Source organism: Actinacidiphila alni (assembly GCF_900112845.1).
GTDB classification, from domain to species: Bacteria; Actinomycetota; Actinomycetes; order Streptomycetales; family Streptomycetaceae; genus Actinacidiphila; species Actinacidiphila alni.
In genome coordinates, this window is sequence record NZ_FONG01000022.1 from 26,000 (window position 1) to 43,011 (window position 17,012).

20 protein-coding genes, 1 tRNA gene and 1 pseudogene are annotated in these 17,012 nt (G+C 71.3%); 9 read left to right on the forward strand and 13 right to left on the reverse strand.

Annotation, left to right across the window (positions count from 1 at the left end; translation table 11 throughout):
- Positions 1–6 precede the first annotated feature (6 nt).
- The 6 genes and pseudogenes from BM076_RS28680 to BM076_RS28705 form a co-directional block, all read right to left on the reverse strand.
- On the reverse strand, positions 7–756 hold the full coding sequence (locus tag BM076_RS28680; protein WP_093716644.1) for an isocitrate lyase/PEP mutase family protein: 750 nt from the start codon (positions 754–756) through the stop codon (positions 7–9).
- Positions 757–832: 76 nt separating this feature from the next.
- The gene (locus BM076_RS28685) at positions 833–1,894 is read right to left on the reverse strand and encodes a methyltransferase domain-containing protein (protein ID WP_245796465.1); all 1,062 of its coding nucleotides are present in this window, start codon (positions 1,892–1,894) and stop codon (positions 833–835) included.
- A gap of 340 nt (positions 1,895–2,234) precedes the next feature.
- Positions 2,235–3,059 (reverse strand): annotated as a pseudogene (locus BM076_RS28690) (helix-turn-helix domain-containing protein); the annotation flags it as partial.
- Positions 3,056–3,577 (reverse strand): DUF6879 family protein, encoded by a 522-nt coding sequence (locus BM076_RS28695; RefSeq protein ID WP_093716645.1) that lies wholly within the window; start codon positions 3,575–3,577, stop codon positions 3,056–3,058. The gene BM076_RS28695 and the pseudogene BM076_RS28690, both read right to left, overlap by 4 nt.
- Positions 3,561–3,752 (reverse strand): hypothetical protein, encoded by a 192-nt coding sequence (locus BM076_RS28700; protein ID WP_093716646.1) that lies wholly within the window; start codon positions 3,750–3,752, stop codon positions 3,561–3,563. Before BM076_RS28700 ends, BM076_RS28695 begins: the two co-directional genes overlap by 17 nt.
- 136 nt (positions 3,753–3,888) lie before the next feature.
- A complete protein-coding gene (locus tag BM076_RS28705) occupies positions 3,889–4,350 on the reverse strand; it encodes a MarR family winged helix-turn-helix transcriptional regulator (protein ID WP_093716647.1) in 462 nt (153 codons plus the stop codon).
- Positions 4,351–4,413: 63 nt separating this feature from the next.
- Between BM076_RS28705 and BM076_RS28710 the strand changes: the two genes are divergently transcribed.
- Positions 4,414–4,782, forward strand: coding sequence for a VOC family protein (locus tag BM076_RS28710; RefSeq protein ID WP_093716648.1), 369 nt, complete (start codon positions 4,414–4,416; stop codon positions 4,780–4,782).
- 36 nt (positions 4,783–4,818) lie between these two features.
- Here the strand turns inward: BM076_RS28710 and BM076_RS28715 are convergent, their stop codons facing one another.
- From BM076_RS28715 to BM076_RS28725, 3 genes are all read right to left on the reverse strand, one after another.
- Positions 4,819–5,502 (reverse strand): NADPH-dependent F420 reductase, encoded by a 684-nt coding sequence (locus BM076_RS28715; protein WP_093716649.1) that lies wholly within the window; start codon positions 5,500–5,502, stop codon positions 4,819–4,821.
- A gap of 110 nt (positions 5,503–5,612) precedes the next feature.
- Positions 5,613–5,816 (reverse strand): DUF397 domain-containing protein, encoded by a 204-nt coding sequence (locus BM076_RS28720; protein WP_093716650.1) that lies wholly within the window; start codon positions 5,814–5,816, stop codon positions 5,613–5,615.
- On the reverse strand, positions 5,813–6,652 hold the full coding sequence (locus tag BM076_RS28725) for a helix-turn-helix domain-containing protein (RefSeq protein WP_093716651.1): 840 nt from the start codon (positions 6,650–6,652) through the stop codon (positions 5,813–5,815). The genes BM076_RS28720 and BM076_RS28725 overlap by 4 nt, the downstream gene beginning before the upstream one ends.
- A gap of 161 nt (positions 6,653–6,813) precedes the next feature.
- On the opposite strand from BM076_RS28725, the gene BM076_RS28730 reads away from it, so the two are divergent.
- Both BM076_RS28730 and BM076_RS28735 read left to right on the forward strand, forming a co-directional pair.
- The gene (locus BM076_RS28730; RefSeq protein WP_245796466.1) at positions 6,814–7,209 is read left to right on the forward strand and encodes an ATP-binding protein; all 396 of its coding nucleotides are present in this window, start codon (positions 6,814–6,816) and stop codon (positions 7,207–7,209) included.
- A 67-nt stretch (positions 7,210–7,276) separates the two neighbouring features.
- Entirely contained in the window at positions 7,277–7,723 is a 447-nt protein-coding gene (locus BM076_RS28735; protein ID WP_093716653.1) for a hypothetical protein, read from the forward strand.
- 53 nt (positions 7,724–7,776) lie between these two features.
- On the opposite strand, the gene BM076_RS28740 is transcribed toward BM076_RS28735, so the two are convergent.
- Both BM076_RS28740 and BM076_RS28745 read right to left on the reverse strand, forming a co-directional pair.
- Complete coding sequence (locus BM076_RS28740; protein WP_245796468.1) at positions 7,777–8,334, reverse strand: hypothetical protein; 558 nt, start codon at positions 8,332–8,334, stop codon at positions 7,777–7,779.
- Between the two features lie 125 nt (positions 8,335–8,459).
- A tRNA-Cys gene (locus BM076_RS28745) sits at positions 8,460–8,534 on the reverse strand.
- A gap of 192 nt (positions 8,535–8,726) precedes the next feature.
- Between BM076_RS28745 and BM076_RS28750 the strand changes: the two genes are divergently transcribed.
- From BM076_RS28750 to BM076_RS28775, 6 genes are all read left to right on the forward strand, one after another.
- On the forward strand, positions 8,727–10,217 hold the full coding sequence (locus tag BM076_RS28750; RefSeq protein ID WP_093716654.1) for an MFS transporter: 1,491 nt from the start codon (positions 8,727–8,729) through the stop codon (positions 10,215–10,217).
- Between the two features lie 26 nt (positions 10,218–10,243).
- The gene (locus tag BM076_RS28755) at positions 10,244–10,441 is read left to right on the forward strand and encodes a hypothetical protein (RefSeq protein ID WP_093716655.1); all 198 of its coding nucleotides are present in this window, start codon (positions 10,244–10,246) and stop codon (positions 10,439–10,441) included.
- Positions 10,438–10,812 carry a type II toxin-antitoxin system death-on-curing family toxin gene (locus tag BM076_RS28760; RefSeq protein ID WP_093716656.1) on the forward strand — a complete coding sequence of 125 codons (375 nt, stop codon included), beginning with the start codon at positions 10,438–10,440 and terminating at the stop codon, positions 10,810–10,812. The genes BM076_RS28755 and BM076_RS28760 overlap by 4 nt, the downstream gene beginning before the upstream one ends.
- 190 nt (positions 10,813–11,002) lie before the next feature.
- On the forward strand, positions 11,003–12,793 hold the full coding sequence (locus BM076_RS28765) for a DEAD/DEAH box helicase (protein WP_093716657.1): 1,791 nt from the start codon (positions 11,003–11,005) through the stop codon (positions 12,791–12,793).
- 254 nt (positions 12,794–13,047) lie between these two features.
- Positions 13,048–13,830 carry an IclR family transcriptional regulator gene (locus tag BM076_RS28770; protein ID WP_093716658.1) on the forward strand — a complete coding sequence of 261 codons (783 nt, stop codon included), beginning with the start codon at positions 13,048–13,050 and terminating at the stop codon, positions 13,828–13,830.
- Between the two features lie 332 nt (positions 13,831–14,162).
- Positions 14,163–14,951, forward strand: a complete 789-nt coding sequence (locus BM076_RS28775) for a S16 family serine protease (RefSeq protein WP_093716659.1) — start codon at positions 14,163–14,165, stop codon at positions 14,949–14,951.
- Positions 14,952–14,960: 9 nt separating this feature from the next.
- Here the strand turns inward: BM076_RS28775 and BM076_RS28780 are convergent, their stop codons facing one another.
- Together BM076_RS28780 and BM076_RS28785 are read right to left on the reverse strand one after the other, a co-directional pair.
- A complete protein-coding gene (locus tag BM076_RS28780; protein ID WP_093716660.1) occupies positions 14,961–16,265 on the reverse strand; it encodes an MFS transporter in 1,305 nt (434 codons plus the stop codon).
- Positions 16,266–16,375: 110 nt separating this feature from the next.
- The gene (locus BM076_RS28785; protein WP_093716730.1) at positions 16,376–17,002 is read right to left on the reverse strand and encodes a winged helix-turn-helix domain-containing protein; all 627 of its coding nucleotides are present in this window, start codon (positions 17,000–17,002) and stop codon (positions 16,376–16,378) included.
- Between the last annotated feature and the right edge of the window lie 10 nt (positions 17,003–17,012).

The following is a 17,012-nucleotide window of genomic DNA, read 5'->3' on the forward strand; positions in this document are numbered from 1 at the left end:
CGGCCGTCAGGCCCGCAAACCCCGCGCCATGTCCCGTACGGCCTCCAGCGCCTGCTCCTGCAGGCCGCCACCGAAGGTGACCCGGGCGGCGCCGAGCACGCCCAGTTCGCGCGGTGAGGGGCCGCCCGGGCGGCACAGGGCGTTGACGGGTACGCCGACGCCTTCCGCGACCTCCGCGAGGAGGGAGGGCGGGGCGAGGATCGGGTAGACGCAGTCCGCACCCGCCGCCGCGTACAGCTTGCCGCGCTCGACAGCCGCCCCGGTCGTACGGTCGCCGCGCAGGAAGGTGTCGACGCGCGCGTTGATCACCAGCGCGTCGCCGGCCGCGGCCCGTACGGCGGCCAGCCGGTCGGCCTGTTCCCGCGGCTCCACCAGCCGCCTGGTCGCGGAGTCGGAGTCCTCCAGATTGCAGCCGACCGCCCCGGCCTCCAGCAGCCGCTCCACCAACTCCCGTGGCTCCAGCCCGTATCCGGCCTCGACGTCCGCCGACACCGGTACGTCCACGGCCCGGGTGATCCGGCGGATCGCGGCGAACATCTCGTCGGCCGGCGCCGCGCCGTCCTCGTACCCCAGCGACGCCGACACCCCGGCGCTCGGTGTCGCCAGCGCGGCGAAGCCCGCGTCCGCGAACACCCGCGCGCTGGCCGCGTCCCACGGCCCCGGCAGCACCAACGGATCATCCGCGGCCCGCCCGTGATGCAGCGCCCGCAGCGCTTCCGCCCCCGCGTGCTCCGCGTCATCCACTCGCTCACTCATACCGCCGACGCTATGCCCTGCCGCCCCCGCACCGCTGTACCAATCCGCCCCCCTTTCCTTGGGCCAATCCGACCTCTCACCGGGCGCCGTCCACCGGCCACGCACCGGCCGGATCGTCCAGCCAGGCGTACTGACCGTCGCCGTCCACCGTCAGCCCGAAACGCCCGACCCCCGGCCGCCCGCGCTCCGCCCACCAGTGGTACGCCGCCTCCACCTCGTCCCAGAGCCGGCGCGGGCCGCCCTGGCGGACCGTTGCCGTCGGCCGGCCGTCCCGGAACATCACGACCGCCCAGGACGCCTCGCCCCGCCCGTCCCGGCCGTAGAACCACACCGGCCGCGCCCCGCCGCGCTTGCCGGCCGCCGCCTGCACACACCCCGGCACCCGCAGCCCCAGCACAAAGGGCAGCGCCGTGTACCGCCCGGTGAGGAACTCCGCCTCGGTGACGCCGGTCGTGGACTCCTCGGCCGCTTCCACACCGCCGTACGGCACGACGTCACCGTGCCGTACGGCCGGCCCTCGGTGGGCCCTTAGCTTCATGAACTCCACCAGCCGTGTGAACCGCCCCGATGCCGTCCCGTCCGCCACGACCAGCCGCACCACAGCGTCCCCGTTGCCGTACGGCGTTCCCCAAGGCGCCACGACGATCCCGCCCAGCGCCGTCTGCTCCACCCACGCATACGGGATCTCCCGCACGCCGCAGGTCGCGATGACGCGGTCGTACGGCGCCCCCGGCCGGTACCCGTCGCGTCCGTCGCCCGTGACCACCGTCGGCCCGAGCCCCGCCCGCCGCAAGGCGTCCCGGGCCGCTTCCGCGACCGCCGCGTCGACCTCGACCGTCGTCACCCTCGCGCCGCCGAGCCGGTGCGCGAGCAGCCCGGCGTTCCATCCCGTACCGGTCCCGATCTCCAACACCGCCTGTCCGTCCCGCACATCGAGATCGGCCAGCATCGCGGCCACCACCGACGGCATCGACGCCGACGACGTCGCCACCTTGCCCGGTCCCGGACCCGCGTGCCGGCCGTCGTCCCACTGCGTCACGACGGGCACGTCCGCCTCGGCGTATCCGTGCCACCGGCCCGGATCCGCGGACCGGTCCGCGACCGTACTCGCCTGCGCCCCCACATCGAACGGCCACATCACCTCGGGCAGAAACCCGGACCGCGGCACTGCCGCGAACACCGGCGCCCAATCGGCCGCCAGAGCACCGGATTTCAGAAGGGACCGGCACAACACGGCCCAGCCCCTTCCGTCTTCTGCCTCGGTCACTTCCGGTGGGTCCCGTCCCCGGGCGGCGTGGTCCCGTCCGGATTCGGCGGCTCCTCCGGCGGCGTCCACGGTGTACCCGGGTGCCCGTCTCCTTCTCCGCCGACGCGAATTCCCCGCTGTTTCATCTCCATGGCAGCTTCTCCAGTTCGTCCGGATACAGTGCTATTCGCTGTCGTGTCCAGGATTCGGGAGGGGTGTGCGCAGGCAAGTCTGTTTCCTGTTCGCGCAAGAACTCGTCGCGGAGGGCCGAGAGGAAGTCGCGCATGGCGTCGGCGGCAAGAGCGGCCGAGGCGAAGCGTTCGAACTTCCCCACGTACAAAGCGACGTCACGTGGATCGGTCACGGACAATTCGGCGTGCAGCGTTTCGACGGTGACCATGCGGTCGTCGCGAATGACGAATGAATGTCCTGGCACGTCGTCCTGCGGAGCGGTGAGCGTGACGACGCGGATGTCCACGTTCGGAAGCCTGGACAACGAAATCAACCGGTCCAGCTGTCCCGCCATCACCGGCGGTGGCACCAGCAGCCAGCGCAGCACAGGCTCGGTGACGATGAATCGCAAGGTCTTCGCCGGGTCGTACAGCACGCTCTGCCGGTCGAGCCGCGCGGCCACGGTTCGTACCAATTAGTCGTCGCTCAACTCCTTGCGGGAGAGAACCGCCCGCACGTACTCGGGCGTCTGCAACAACCCGGGAATCAGAGAGGGTTGGAACAGACGCAGCAGCGTCATCGAGTGGTCCAGCGCTTTGATCTGCTGCTGCTTGCGGTGATACCCGAGGCGACGGTAGAGCCGCCAAGCGACGGCCTCCGTGGCCTCGGCCCTGGCGGCGGCCAGATATTCGGCCGTGACCTCCTCGGACACTCCCAGCGCCGTCAGGATGCGCTCCACGTCCACGACGCCCGGGGCCGTGCGGCCGTTCTCGATCTTGCTCAGCTTGCTGGTGGACATGACGGCACCGCGGGCCACGGCTTTCGCTTCCTGCCCTGAAGCCTGTCGCAGCGCCCGCAGTGCAGCGCCCAGTTCTGATCTGTTCACGCGCCGAACTCGGCCCACCACTCGGTGAAGGGCACGGCGTGCGCGAGCGCGACGTCGCGGTACGCCCTGAATTCCCCGGCGTCCTCCCGGACGTCCGCGCCGAGGTACTTGCCCGCGCCGTCATACGCCATGGCCGCCACCGTCGCGCCGTCGAACAGCCAGAAGTCCGGTGCGTCCGGCAGCGGGTTGGGCTTCTCGGTGGTGTCGAGGATGAAGAATTCCTCACCGGCCGCCGCGTTCCTGCGGTAGCCCCAGCCCAGTTCGAACCGCAGGTACGGCGTGAGCGGGCGGGACAGAATGTGCACGCGGTAGATGCGTTTCCCCGCCCGCGCGATGTCGCGGACCGTCGTGACCCAGCCGGCGTTCCGGTAATCCGCCGGCTGTTCCTCTCCGGCGAGGAAGGCCCGATACGCGGCCACGCCACCGGACTTGCTGTAGTCGTCCAGCGTCTCCAGCCGGAACGCTTCCCGCTCGAAGCACGAGAACATCTCGCCGAGTGTTCTAGAGGAGTCCGTCACGGATGGCCTTTCGGATCAGGTCCACAGGAATCTCGACCATGGTCTCGTGAGCGGGAATGCTCAGGCCGTGTTCGGTGAGTCGCGTCCCCTGCACCGCGAGGGTGCCCCTGTCGGTGACGTACAGGGTCGGGCAATCGCCGTCGTCGCACGATCCGACAAGCCGTGTCAGTTCCACTGCTTCCTCCACCCCGAGACAGCGTTACGTTCGATGCTCGCCAGTGGCGTCACCCGGCACAAGGGATTCGGGTTTCCACAACGGGAAACCGCGTAGATCCTTGACCGGACTGCCGTCCCTCGCTGCGGGCGCACGGTCACCCAGCGGCGTCGCCGCCGTCCCGCAGGGAGTGGATCATGGACCCCAGGATGCCGAACGCGGCCGTCTGCTCGGGTTCCGTCAGGCCGGACAGCATTCTGAGCTCGACGGAACGGACCGCCGCGGACGCCTTTTCCAGGCTTCGCCGGCCGCTGGGGGTGAGGCGGGCGGGGAGGGCCTTGCCGACGGGGGGTGCGGCGGGGCGGGTGACGTAGCCGTCCCGTTCCAGGGTCTGGAGCAGCACGTTCATGGACTGGCGGGTCACGAAGGCGCCGCGCGCCAGCTCGGAGTTGGACAGGCCCGGGCGTTGGGCGAGGAGTTCGAGGCAGGAGTAGTGCGTCACGGTCATCCCGAGGGGCCGCAGCACCTCCTCCATGGCGGCGCGCAGGGCGCTCGACGCCTCCTTCAGCAGGTAGCCCAGGGATTTGTCGAGGTCGACGCCCGCGTCCTTTTGACTCATGTCAGTATTCTGACATACGGTGGGTCGTGTCAGGAATCTGACACAGATGGAAGGAGCACCACCATGCCCGCCACCGGCCCCGACTTCATCTCCCTCCAGGCGCGCGACCTCGCCGCCTCGCAGGCGTTCTACGAGCGGTACCTCGGCCTCGTCCGCTCACCGGCCGGACCGCCGCACGCCGTCGTCTTCGACACCAAGCCGATCGCGTTCGCGCTCCGGGACGTCGTTCCCGGCACGGATCTCGCGTCCGCGGACCGGCCCGGCATCGGCGCCGCGATCTGGCTGCACGCCACCGATGTCCAGGCGATCCACGACGCGCTGGCCGCCGACGGCCACACCATCGTCTCCGCGCCGATCGACGGCCCCTTCGGCCGTACGTTCACCTTCGCCGACCCCGACGGCTACCACGTCACGCTGCACGACCGCGCCTGACGTACGGCGCCGCCCATCGGCGGGCGGTGCCGTACGTCAGAGTTCGGCCGCTGCCAGGGCCGCCTCGATGTCGGCGGCGGAGGCCGGGGACGGGGGCACGGACATGAAGTCGGCGACGGACTTGTCCGCGTAGGGGAGGCCGTACGCCGGGGTGCCGGGCTGGTAGCGCCAGCCCTCGGAGAGGGGTCCCGCGTCGACGGCGTCGAAGCCGAGCAGGTCCAGGAGGTGCGTGGCGCTGGCCTTCGCGTCGGCGTCGTCGCCCGCGATGGCCAGGGCGCTGCGGTCCGCGGCGCCCGCCGGGCGCGGCAGGACGGCCAGGTGCTTGAAGAAGATGTTGTTGAAGACCTTCACCACCCGGGCACCCTCAAGGTGCGCCTGGAGCAGCCCGCTGTCCGTGGTCTCCTTGGCGGCCAGCTCGGGGATGTCACCGTCGCGCTGCGGGTAGTAGTTGCCGCTGTCGAGCACGACCTTCCCGGCCAGCGGCTCGCGCGGGATCAGCGGATACGCCTTGACCGGGACCGTCACCACCACCCAGTCCCCGGCTTCCGCCGCCTCCGCCGGCGTCGCGGCCCGCGCCCGCGGCCCGAGTTCCGCGACGAGGTCCGCCAGCGTCTCCGGCCCCCTGGAGTTGCTGAGCACCACGTCGATCCCGGCGTCCACGGCCAGCCTGGCCAGGGTGCCGCCGATGTTCCCGCTGCCGATCAGTCCCAAAGTCGTCATACGCCCGCCAACGACGCCCCCACCCGGTCTGTTCCCCGCACTGGGCCGAACGGGAACCGCCCTGTCCGGGGCATGGGCCCGGACCGGGAATCGCCCGGGCCGGCGACCGGTCAGGCCAGGAAGGCCCCCGCCTTGACCTCGGCGACGAACGCGGACCAGGCGTCGGCCTGGAACGTCAGCGACGGGCCCTCGGGGTCCTTGGAGTCGCGCACCGGGACCACACCACGCGTGGTGGCCAGGTTGGCGGCGACCTCGACGCAGTTGCCGCCGTTGTTGCTGTAGCTGGACTTGTACCAACGGGGTTCGGTCGTCACGGGGTGCCCTTTCGGATGTGCTCAATCATGGCCACGGAGTCCGCCTGAGACAGCACTTCGGCCTGCAACTGATGGTATGCCGTCAACATCGTCAGCACCGAAGAGCTTTCGCGGTCCAAGTGCCCTTGCGCTTGGGACTCGGCGTAGCTGATCACCGACCGGTCCGACATGGTCAGCAGATTCACGGGCAGGTCGAACGTCCGACGCTCGCCAATGCTGTACGGCGCTACCTGTATCAGCGTCGTGGGCGACGCGGCAAACTCGATCAGCCGGGTCAACTGCCGGTCCATCACAGCGTGGCCACCGATCGGGCGGCGGAGACAACTCTCGTCCATGATCACGAACAGCATGGGCGGCCGATCCCGGACCAGAGCCGCCTGCCGCTCCGCGAGGGTCGTCACTCGTTCCTCGGCCTGCGCCTCTGTGATGGCGCCTCGTTTGACCGCGCTGTTCGCCAACACCCATGCATATTCGGGTGTCTGGAGCAGGCCGGGGACGATGCCGATCTCGAACAACCGGATCTCGACGGCCCGGCCCTCGTGCTCCATGTATTCGGGGAACCCCTCCAGCAACGAACCGCGACGTAGTTCCGTCCATTCGCGCTCGAACGAATCAGCGGTGTCCGTCAGGTCGAACGCGACGTCAAGCTGGCGCGAGAGGCGACGAGTCGGCGGTTTCCGACCAGTTTCGACGGCCGATACGTGCTGGCTGGAATAGTCCAGGGCGGCGGCCAGATCCTCCTGGTTCCAGCTGCGCGCTTCCCGCAGCCTGCGCACCCGTGCGCCGAATGCGGCCTGTGGACTGCTGTCGGGCTGCAATTCCTTGATGTTGGCCACGGCTCGGCCCGAACCTTTCCTTCGTTTCTGACTAGTTGAAGGGATTTCGACTGTAAGTCACTCTGTGGCTGTCCGGTTGCGGAACGTCACAGAAGGGCCAGAGCGACATGCACCACACAGCCTTACCGCCTGTCCTCCAACGCACCTCACCAGCCCCCGCATTGCGACTCTGGCCCGCTGCCGAGCGGTCCATCGGGCAGGCCCGCGACTGGCTGACCCGCACGGCCGACGAGTGGGGCCTGGACGGCGACCTCGCCGACGCGGCGACCCTCGTCCTGTCGGAGCTGCTGACCAACGCACTGCGGTACGCCCGGCCCACGGACGACGGTGTCGTCGGCAGCGAGATCGGCACCCGGCTGGTCCGGCAGGAGAACGGTCTCCGCATCGAGGTGCACGACGCGTCCGACCGCGTCCCCGTACTGGCGGCGGCCGACCCCCTGGACGAGCACGGCCGGGGCCTCGTCCTGGTGGACGCCCTCACGCAGGGTCAGTGGGGCGTCGGCCCCCGCGACGGCATCGGAAAACTCGTGTGGGCGGACGTGCCGTCTCATCAATGACCGGAGCCCCGGGGCGGACCAACACCTCACCGTGGACTGGCGGTTGGGCGCATGCCACCGTTGGGCCATGGGCAAGCGCCGTGTGGACGACATGGAAAGCGACATCGAGAGCGTCGAGGACTGGACGCAGTCCGCGACCGAACGCAACCGGCTGCCGTGCTCGGCGCACGGGAGCACCTGCGAGTCCGGTGAGATGGTGGCCACGGTCCGCCTCCGCAGGCCGAGCAGCGGCACCCGCGTCCGCTACGCGGCCGTCTGCCGGCGCTTCCTGGACGAGCACCCGGGCAAGGTCGCACAAGCCCGTGCGCGGGCGGCCGGAATCGAACCCGGCGACTTCTACGCCAGCGCCATGGGCGACTGCTGGCACACCGACGCGTTCTGCCCCGGCATCCGGGCCGGCCGCAGCGCGGCGATCACCAACGACTACACCACCCACCCACTCCTGGCCTTCGCCACCGCCGAAGCCGCAGCGGCCCACTCCCTTCTGGGCAATCCGTGCGGCTCCTGCCGATAGCCGGTCCGGCGGAACCGGCTCGCAGAAGTCTCACCCCGTCCGCGGGGCGGGGCTCACGGTAGGCGCTTGCGCACTTCGGACCATGAGGTGAGCCGGTCCTTCGCGGGACCGGGCGGGAGGAGAGGGATCAGCCGATCCACGTGGGCCGTCAGGTTCTTGCACCGCCGAAGCGCGCCGATCTGTTCGGCGGGCAGAAGACGCCAATTCGCCGCGAGCGCCCCGGCCCGGTCGGGTGTGAGCGCGGGCATGAGCGAGAGCGCCGCCAGTGTGTCGGCGGCGAGCGCTTCGGGATTCCAGGCCGGGTCGGTGCCGGGGCCGAGATGAGTGATGATCCAGGTGCGCAGGGCGAAATTCTGGCCCCGCTTCCGCGCGTCGTCCCACGGGGTCCCGCTGGGGAGCAGGTCGTTGGCGGTCAAGGACACCTCGGCCCAGCGCAGCCGCAGGCCATGCGGCTCATCCGCACCGGACTCGGAGCCATGGCCGTAAGTATGGAATTGGGCAACGGTCCTTATTCGCTCGAGTTCATGCCACTTCCTGGCGGCCGCAAGCTTCTCGAGGCGCTCCCTCGTCCAGCCCTTGAGCTGGCGGATCGAACGGTCGCTGTCGCCCAACTCTCCTCGTTTCGCATGCCGGGAACAGGCGGACCACAACGTAACGGCAAAACGGGTCGGACGACGAATGGGGCGGCACCCGGATGCGGGTGCCGCCCCATTCGTCGTCTGCCTGGCGCAGGCAATGGAGGCCGTGACCGGAATCGAACCGGCGTAACTCGCTTTGCAGGCGAGTCCCTCAACCACTCGGGCACACGGCCGTGTGCGGGGGTGCTGTATGAGCGTCGCCGGGGCTGGGGAGTGGGGTCAAGAGGAAAGGTGGGACTGCCATGCGGTGTTCACGGGGGTTCATGAAACGGGAGGAGCGGGGGTGGGGGCGTAGGGCGAAAGGATGAGGAAGAGCGGGGCGCAGGGCAGGGGTGAAAGGGGGCCGTGCCCCTTACCCTGGGCGGGTGACTGCCTCCGAGACTCGCCGTGACCAGCGGATATCCGCCGACGTTGTCGCCGAAGGAGCGGCATTCGAGGGAGTGCTCGGGCGGACGTACCGGGCGCTGACGCTCGGCATCGTGTCAGTGGTGCTGATGATCGCGTTCGAGGCGACCGCCGTGGGCACGGCGATGCCGATCGCCGCGCGGGAACTGGACGGGCTCGGGCTGTACGCGTTCGCCTTCTCCGGGTACTTCACGACGTCGCTGCTGGCGATGGTGGTCAGCGGGCAGTGGTGCGACCGGTCCGGGCCGCTGCCGCCGCTCGCGGCGGGGATCGGGGGGTTCGCGGCGGGGCTGGTGATCAGCGGGACGGCCGGGTCGATGTGGCCGTTCGTCCTGGGGCGGGCCGTGCAGGGGCTCGGCGGCGGGCTGGTGATCGTGGCGCTGTACGTCGTGGTGGGCCGGGCGTATCCGGAACGGCTGCGGCCGTCGGTGATGGCCGCCTTCGCCGCGTCGTGGGTCGTGCCGTCGATCGTCGGGCCGCTGGTGTCGGGCACGGTCACCGAACAGCTCGGCTGGCGCTGGGTGTTCCTGGCCATCCCGGTGCTCGTGGCGCTGCCGCTGGCCGTGATGCTGCCCGCGCTGCGGCGCACCGCGCAGGCGCCAGAGCCCGGCCGGGAGGAGGAGACGGCGCGGCCCCGGATCGACGGCCGCCGCATCTGGTACGCCGTCGCCCTCGCGACCGGCGCGGCCCTCCTCCAGTACGCGGGCCAGGACCTCGACCTGCTCTCCGCGGTCCCGGCCGCCGCGGGCCTGGCCCTGCTCGTACCGTCGGCCCTGCGGCTGCTGCCGCCCGGCACCTTCCGGGCGGTACGCGGCCTGCCCACGGTGGTGCTGATGCGCGGCATCGCGGCGGGCACCTTCATCGCCGCCGAGAGCTTCATCCCGCTGATGCTGGTCACCCAGCGCGGCCTGTCCGCGACCATGGCGGGCCTGTCGCTGGCCGGCGCCGGCCTGACATGGGCGCTCGGCTCGTACGTCCAGGCCCGCCCGCGGCTCGCGCCGGTCCGCGAACGCCTCGCCCAGGCCGGCATGGTGCTGTCCGCCGCCGCGATCGGCGGCGCCTCCCTCGCGCTGGTGCAGTCCGTACCGGTGTGGGTCGTGGCCGTCGCCTGGTGCGCGGGCGGCCTCGGCATGGGCCTGGTCATCTCCACCCTCAGCGTGCTGATGCTGGAGCAGTCCGCCCCCGAGGAGGCGGGCGCCAACTCCGCCGCCCTCCAGGTCTCCGACGCCCTGTCCAACGTCCTCCTGATCGCCGCCGCCGGCACCGTCTTCGCCGCCCTGGGCGGCGGCACCGTCTCCGCGACGACCGACGTCACCCACGGCGTCACCGACCACGCCACCACCACGGCCCACCCCGCCGCCTTCGCCGCCGTCTTCCTCCCCGCCGCCGCCCTCGCCGTCGCGGGCGCGGTGATCGCCGCCCGCCTGCGCCCGAAAAAGGCCGCATGCTAAGTGGTACCACTTGGTACCATGGGGTCATGCCTGGACTGAACGTGCGATTCACCGAGGAAGAACTGGAAGCCCTGCGCGAGCGCGCCGACTCCGAGGGCACCAGCATGCAGTCCCTCGCCCACGACGCCGTGGTGCGGGCGATCAGCGAGCGCTCTCGCCTCTTCGAGGACGCGGCGGCCCACGTACTCGGAGTCAGCGGTGAGCTGAACCGGCGCCTGGCGTGACGCACTTCCTCACGCTCCCGGAACTGCTGGAACTGGCCCGCCGCCTCGGCGCCGACGAGGTGCGCGACTACGGCCTGCTTGAGTCGGCCCTCGCCCGCCCGAAGGCCAGCGTCTTCGGGCAGGACGCCTATCCCGACGTCTGGCAGAAGGCAGCGGCGCTGATGGAGTCCCTGGCGCGCAATCACGCGCTCGTGGACGGCAACAAGCGCATCGCCTGGTACGCGACCTGGGTCTTCCTCCAGATCAACGGCCACCGGTTGCGTGCGGACTTCGACGTGGATGAGGCCGAGGCCTTCGTCCTGGCCGTCTGCCAGGGGTTGCTGGACGTGCCGAAGACGGCTGAGGCCCTGCGGGCCTTCGGCGAAGCGTGACCTCCCGAAGGGCCCGTAGCGTGCACGCGGCGCCGCGCTGTGAGGTGGGTCGCAGACGGGCGACGCGGGGGCGTCACGCCGGGTGTGGTGGGGTGCGGCCGGTAGGCTGAGGCGGTTTTCGTACCGACGGCCGTCGGAGGATGTGGGCGGCCGGCGGGACCGTACGTGCTGCCGACCCCCGACGGAGACCGTGACTACCACCGCCTCATCGCACCCGCACCACCTGTCTCCCGCGTTCCCCGGGCGCGCGCCCTGGGGGACGGCGAACGCGCTACGGGCCTGGCAGCAGGGGGCCATCGACGCGTACGTCGCCAAGCAGCCGCGGGACTTCCTCGCGGTGGCGACACCCGGCGCCGGGAAGACGACGTTCGCGCTGACGCTCGCCTCGTACCTGCTGCACAACCACCTCGTGCAGCAGATCACCGTGGTGGCGCCCACCGAGCACCTCAAGACGCAGTGGGCGGACGCGGCGGCGCGGATAGGGATCAAGCTGGATCCGGACTACAGCGCGGGCCCGGTCGGGAAGGAATTCCACGGCGTCGCGGTGACGTACGCGGGTGTGGGCGTGCGGCCGATGCTGCACCGCAACCGCTGCGAGCAGCGCAAGACCCTGGTGATCCTGGACGAGATCCACCACGCGGGCGACAGCAAGTCGTGGGGCGAGGCGTGCCTGGAGGCGTTCGACCCGGCCACCCGCCGTCTGGCGCTGACCGGTACGCCGTTCAGGTCGGACACCAACCCGATCCCGTTCGTGGTGTACGAGGAGGGCAACGACGGCATCCGCCGCAGCGCCGCCGACTACACGTACGGGTACGGCAACGCGCTCGCCGACGGCGTCGTCCGCCCGGTGATCTTCCTCAGCTACAGCGGCAACATGCGCTGGCGCACCAAGGCAGGCGACGAGATCGCCGCGCGGCTCGGCGAGCCGATGACCAAGGACGCGATCGGGCAGGCGTGGCGGACCGCGCTCTCGCCGACCGGCGAGTGGATCCCCAACGTCCTCAAGGCCGCCGACCAGCGGCTCACCGAGGTCCGCAAGGGCATCCCGGACGCCGGCGGCCTCGTCATCGCCACCGACCAGGAGTCGGCCCGCGCCTACGCCAAGATCCTCAAGGAGATCTCCGGCGAGAAGCCGACCGTCGTCCTGTCCGACGACCCCGGCTCGTCCAAGCGGATCGAGAAGTTCAGCGCGTCCGAGGAGCGCTGGATGGTCGCGGTCCGGATGGTCTCCGAGGGCGTGGACGTCCCCCGCCTCGCGGTCGGGGTGTACGCGACGACGATCTCGACCCCGCTGTTCTTCGCGCAGGCGGTCGGCCGTTTCGTACGGTCCAGGCGGCGCGGCGAGACCGCGTCCGTGTTCGTGCCGACCATCCCGATGCTGCTGGAATTCGCCAACGAGATGGAGGTCGAGCGCGACCACGTGCTCGACAAGCCCAAGAAACAGGGCGAGGAGGACCCCTTCGCGGAGGAGGACAAGCTCCTCGCGGAGGCCGAGAAGACCGAGGACGAGGCCGGCGAGGAGGACATGCTGCCCTTCGAGGCGCTGGAGTCCGACGCCGTCTTCGACCGGGTCCTCTACGACGGCGCCGAATTCGGCATGCAGGCGCACCCGGGCAGCGAGGAGGAGCAGGACTACCTCGGCATCCCCGGCCTCCTCGAACCGGACCAGGTGCAGATACTGCTGCAGAAGCGGCAGGCCCGGCAGATCGCCCACAGCCGCAAGAAGCCGGACGAGGAAGCCGATCTGATCGAGCTGCCCGCCGAACGGCGGCCCATCGTGACGCACCGCCAGCTCCTCGAACTGCGCAAGGAACTCAACACCTTGGTGGCCGCCTACAACCACCAGAGCGGCAAGCCGCACGGCGTGATTCACACCGAATTGCGCCGGGTGTGCGGCGGGCCGCCGAGCGCCGAGGCGACCGCGGGACAGCTCACCGAGCGGATCAAGAAGGTCCGCGAGTGGGCGACCCGAATGCGATGATGTCGGCCGTATTGTAGTCGTATCGCGGGCAGCGGAACCCCAAGCTCGGGTCAAAGCGACGCCCGGATTGTGGACGACCCCTTCCGCTGAGCGGTACTCGCTCGCTACGGTGCCGGTCACGCACGCGCCGTGGCAGTGCAGCCGCGGAGCGCAGCCGGTATGACGACAACCGGCGGCCTCTCCGCGCACTGCCGCGGGACCGGCAGTGCGTAACCGCCGTGGAGATGCGCCGCCGCCTACGAGGAGGGGGCGTCGTGACCGCGGAGACGTCTCAGACGCTTGACCGGGGCCTGCGGGTTCTCAAGCTGCTCGCCGACACCGACCACGGGCTGACCGTGACCGAGCTGGCCGCCAAACTCGGGGTGAACCGCACGGTGGTGTACCGCCTGCTGGCCACCCTGGAACAGCACTCGCTGGTCCGCCGGGACCTCGGGGGACGGGCCCGTGTGGGCCTCGGCGTGCTCGGCCTGGCCCACCAGGTGCACCCGCTGCTGCGCGAGGCCGCACTGCCTGCGCTGCGTTCGCTCGCCGAGGAGATCGGGGCGACGGCCCATCTGACCCTCGTCGACGGCAGCGAGGCGCTCGCCGTCGCCGTCGTCGAGCCGACCTGGACCGATTATCACGTGGCCTACCGCACCGGATTCCGGCATCCGCTGGACCGGGGGGCCGCCGGGCGCGCGATCCTCGCCGGGCGCGGCATGCAGCCGACTCCTGACGGGTCGCGCTGGGAGCGGTTCGCCGACGGCGAGGAAGCGGTCGGGGGTTCGCTCTCGCCGTCGCCCGGCCCGGGCGACCCGGGGGATCCCGGGGCCGCCTCCGAGGCGCCTGCCGCCACCGCTACGGCCACGGAGCCGGTTCGCTACGTGCTGACGCACGGGGAGCTGGAGGCCGGCGCCAGCGGCGCCGCCGCTCCCCTCCTCGGAGTGCCCGGCATCGAGGGCAGCGTCGGGGTCGTCATGCTCGCGGATTCCGTTCCCGAGCGGGTCGGGGTCCGTGTCGTGGAGGCGGCCACGGAGGTCGCCGACGCCTTGCGCTGACGCGCGGGTTCGACACGTAGTCGGGGTGCCCGAGGTCTCTCCTGCGGAGGGCGGTAACCATCAGGGGCGCGGGGAACTGCGCGGCCCGCCCCCACCGGGCCGGTGGTCGCAGAACAAGCAGCGTCTGCCCCGCTGGGGGCGGTTTTCTGCCTGAAGGCGCGCTGCGGCTGAGCGCGCAGTTCCCCGCGCCCCTAACGGGGCATCCCACTTCCGCCGGCGCAGCGCCGCGTCCCCGCGCCCCTAACGAACCGCACTCCGCAGGAGACCTCGCTTGCCCCCAGGCATGGGGGCTCGGGCGCACCCGGGGCGACGGGTGAAATAAGGTTCGCCGCATGCCTAATGTTTCCCGGCGGACCCGGATCCTGGCCGTGTGCGCGGCGGTGGTCGCCGCGCTGCTGGCGGTGGCGGTGTTCGCCCCGCTCCCGGTGTCGATCGTGGAGCCGGGACTGACGGCGGACGTCCTGGGCGCGGACCAGGGCACGCAGATCATCACGGTGAGCGGTACGCAGGTCAGGAAGACCAGCGGCCAGCTGCGGATGGTGACGATCCAGGCGACGGCACCGGACGCGTCGGTGCACTTCACGGACGTGTGGAAGGCGTGGTTCAAGAAGGACCAGGCGGTGATGCCCCGGGACTCGGTCTACCCCAGCGGCGGCTCGGTCAAGGACATCGAGAAGGCCAACCAGAAGGAGATGACCGACTCGCAGGACGCGGCGACGACGGCCGCGCTCAAGCACCTGGGCCTGTCGCCCGCGAAGGTGACGGTCGACCTGCACCTGGAGGACGTCGGCGGCCCGAGCGCCGGCCTGCTGTTCACCCTCGGCATCATCGACAAGATCGACGGCGACGGCCGCGGCGGCGACCTCACCGGCGGCCGGACCATCGCGGGCACCGGCACCATCGACGGCTCGGGCAAGGTCGGCGCGGTCGGCGGCGTACCGCTGAAGGAGCAGGCGGCGCGGCGGGACGGCGCCACCGTCTTCCTGGTGCCGCGCGGCGAGTGCTCGGACGCCAAGGCCGAGCTGCCGTCCGGGCTGCGGCTGATCCCGGTCGACACGCTCGACGGCGCGCTGGACGCGCTGGACGCCCTCCGGTCGGGCGGCAGGCTCCCGGCCTGTTAAGAGGTCCTGTTAAGAGGCCCGGGAGGGCGCGTCGCCCCACTGCCGGAAGGCGGGCAGCACCAGCGGGCTCAGCGTGGTGACCAGATAGACCGCGCTGACCGTCGCCATCGCGACGCGCAGGCCGCCGTACTGGACGAGGTAGCCGCCGAGGAGGCCGCCCAGCGGGACGGCGACCAGGACGCCGGAGGTGACGGCGCCGAAGACCCGGCTGCGCAGCCGCTCCGGGACGAGCCGGACCATTTCGGTGCCGATCATCGGGTTGAGGACGCCGGCGGCCAGGCCGCACACCGCGCAGGTGACGATCAGCGGGGTCAGACCGGGTACGAAGGCGGCCACGGCGGTGCGCGGGAAGCCGCAGAGCAGGAAGGCCCCGATGAACAGGCCGCGCTGCGGCAGCCGGTGGCCGACGACGCCGTACAGCAGGGAGCCGATCAGCGCGCCGCCGCCGAAGGTCCCGGCGACCAGGCCGATGCTCACCGAGCCGCCGAGGTGCTCGCGGGCGTCCACCGGCAGCAGGACGGCCGACCACGCCTGGTCGAGCGCGTTGGTCACCATCACCATGGCCACGATCGCGAACAGCAGCCTGGCCGCGACCAGATAGGCGAAGCCCTCGCGCAGTTCGGCCCGGTAGCTGCCGGACTTCTCCGAGGACGCGGGCGCGGGCTCGCCGGGCGCCCGGTCCCGTACGCCCGCGCCGACCAGGACGGCGGACACCGCGAAGGTCACCGCGTCGATCAGCAGCGCGTTCGTGGCGCCCATGACGGAGATCAGGACGCCCGCCAGGGGAGCGCCGAGCATACGGGCGCCGCGCGAGGCGCTCTCGTACGCGCTGGAGGCCCGCGCGATCGTGGTGCCGGCCCGTTCCGCGAGCCGGGGCATGAGGACTTCGCGGGCGGTCTCGCCGGGCGCGTGGAACAGACCGCTGACGCCGACGAGTACGAGCAGTTCCCAGTAGCGCAGGCCCACGGTCAGGTGCAGCAGAGGCACGGCGGCCATGGCGAGCCCGCAGACGACGTCGGAGACGACGCCGGTGACGGTGTAGCCGAGCCGGTCGATCAGCGGGCCGCCGAGGATCGCGGCGATGACGACGGGGACGGTCGCGGCGAAGGCGACGAGTCCGGCCCGCGCGGCGCTGCCGGTGGTCTCCAGGACGAACCAGGGGACGGCGACGACGGTGAGCATGTTGCCGGTGATCGAGACGACGTTGGCGGCCAGCAGGACGCCCAGCGGGCGGCGGTCGCGCGGCGGCGGCCCCGCCGTTCCGGCGGCGTCGGCCTGTTTTTGGGCGTGCGGTATCGCGGTACGTGCTGACATGGCGTTTCCCCCGGTGGTGAACGGTTGGGTGGTGGCGTCCCCGCGGGATTCGCGGGATTCGCGGGACGCGCGGGCTTCGCGGAACTCGCGGTACTGCCGCGATCAGTCGATCAGTCGGCGGCGATCGGGAATTCGTGGAACTGCACGCGGACCCGCTCGCCCTCGGGGCCGGCGGTCTCGCGGGTGCGGAAGGACTCGACGAGCGCGTGCACCTGGGTGCTCAGCTCGCGCGCGTCCTCGGGCGTCAGGCGGAGCGTGAAGCGGCTGGAGTCCCAGGCACCCTGCCACTCCTGCGGCCACTGGTGCATCGTGCCCATCCAGGTGGCCAACTGTTCGGCGCTGCTGGCCGCGTGCTCGACGAGGAAGGTACTCATCGCCTCGCGCACCTCGGGATCGGGGTGCCGGACGAACTCCTCGACGCTGTCGAAGGTCTGGCCGCGGTGCGCGGCCTTCCACCACCGCTCGCGGGCGGTGCCGCGGCCCGGGTCGTCCTCGACCAGGCCGAAGGAGGCGAGCTGCCGCAGGTGGTAGCTGGTGGCGCCGCTGGACTCGCCGAGCCGGGCGGCCAGGTGGGAGGCCGTGGCGGGGCCGTGGTCGCGCAGCGCGGTCAGCAGCCGGATCCGCAGCGGGTGCGCGAGGCCGCGCAGCGAGCGGGCGTCCAGCCTGACCAGATCCTGCTCCGCGAGGGGGCCGATGGGTACGGCGTCCTTCGTCGGCGTCTTGGGCTTCTCCGTCATGGGCACCACC

What these genes read in the sequence shown, in the direction of transcription:
- BM076_RS28710 (WP_093716648.1), top strand. Translation starts at nt 4,414, where the DNA reads ATGCCCGCCACCGGCCCCGACTTCATCTCCCTCCAGGCGCGCGACCTC.
- BM076_RS28685 (WP_245796465.1), bottom strand. Translation starts at nt 1,894, where the DNA reads ATGTGGCCGTTCGATGTGGGGGCGCAGGCGAGTACGGTCGCGGACCGG.
- BM076_RS28785 (WP_093716730.1), bottom strand. Translation starts at nt 17,002, where the DNA reads ATGACGGAGAAGCCCAAGACGCCGACGAAGGACGCCGTACCCATCGGC.
- BM076_RS28780 (WP_093716660.1), bottom strand. Translation starts at nt 16,265, where the DNA reads ATGTCAGCACGTACCGCGATACCGCACGCCCAAAAACAGGCCGACGCC.
- BM076_RS28705 (WP_093716647.1), bottom strand. Translation starts at nt 4,350, where the DNA reads ATGAGTCAAAAGGACGCGGGCGTCGACCTCGACAAATCCCTGGGCTAC.
- BM076_RS28680 (WP_093716644.1), bottom strand. Translation starts at nt 756, where the DNA reads ATGAGTGAGCGAGTGGATGACGCGGAGCACGCGGGGGCGGAAGCGCTG.
- BM076_RS28775 (WP_093716659.1), top strand. Translation starts at nt 14,163, where the DNA reads ATGCCTAATGTTTCCCGGCGGACCCGGATCCTGGCCGTGTGCGCGGCG.
- BM076_RS28715 (WP_093716649.1), bottom strand. Translation starts at nt 5,502, where the DNA reads ATGACGACTTTGGGACTGATCGGCAGCGGGAACATCGGCGGCACCCTG.
- BM076_RS28755 (WP_093716655.1), top strand. Translation starts at nt 10,244, where the DNA reads ATGCCTGGACTGAACGTGCGATTCACCGAGGAAGAACTGGAAGCCCTG.
- BM076_RS28735 (WP_093716653.1), top strand. Translation starts at nt 7,277, where the DNA reads ATGGGCAAGCGCCGTGTGGACGACATGGAAAGCGACATCGAGAGCGTC.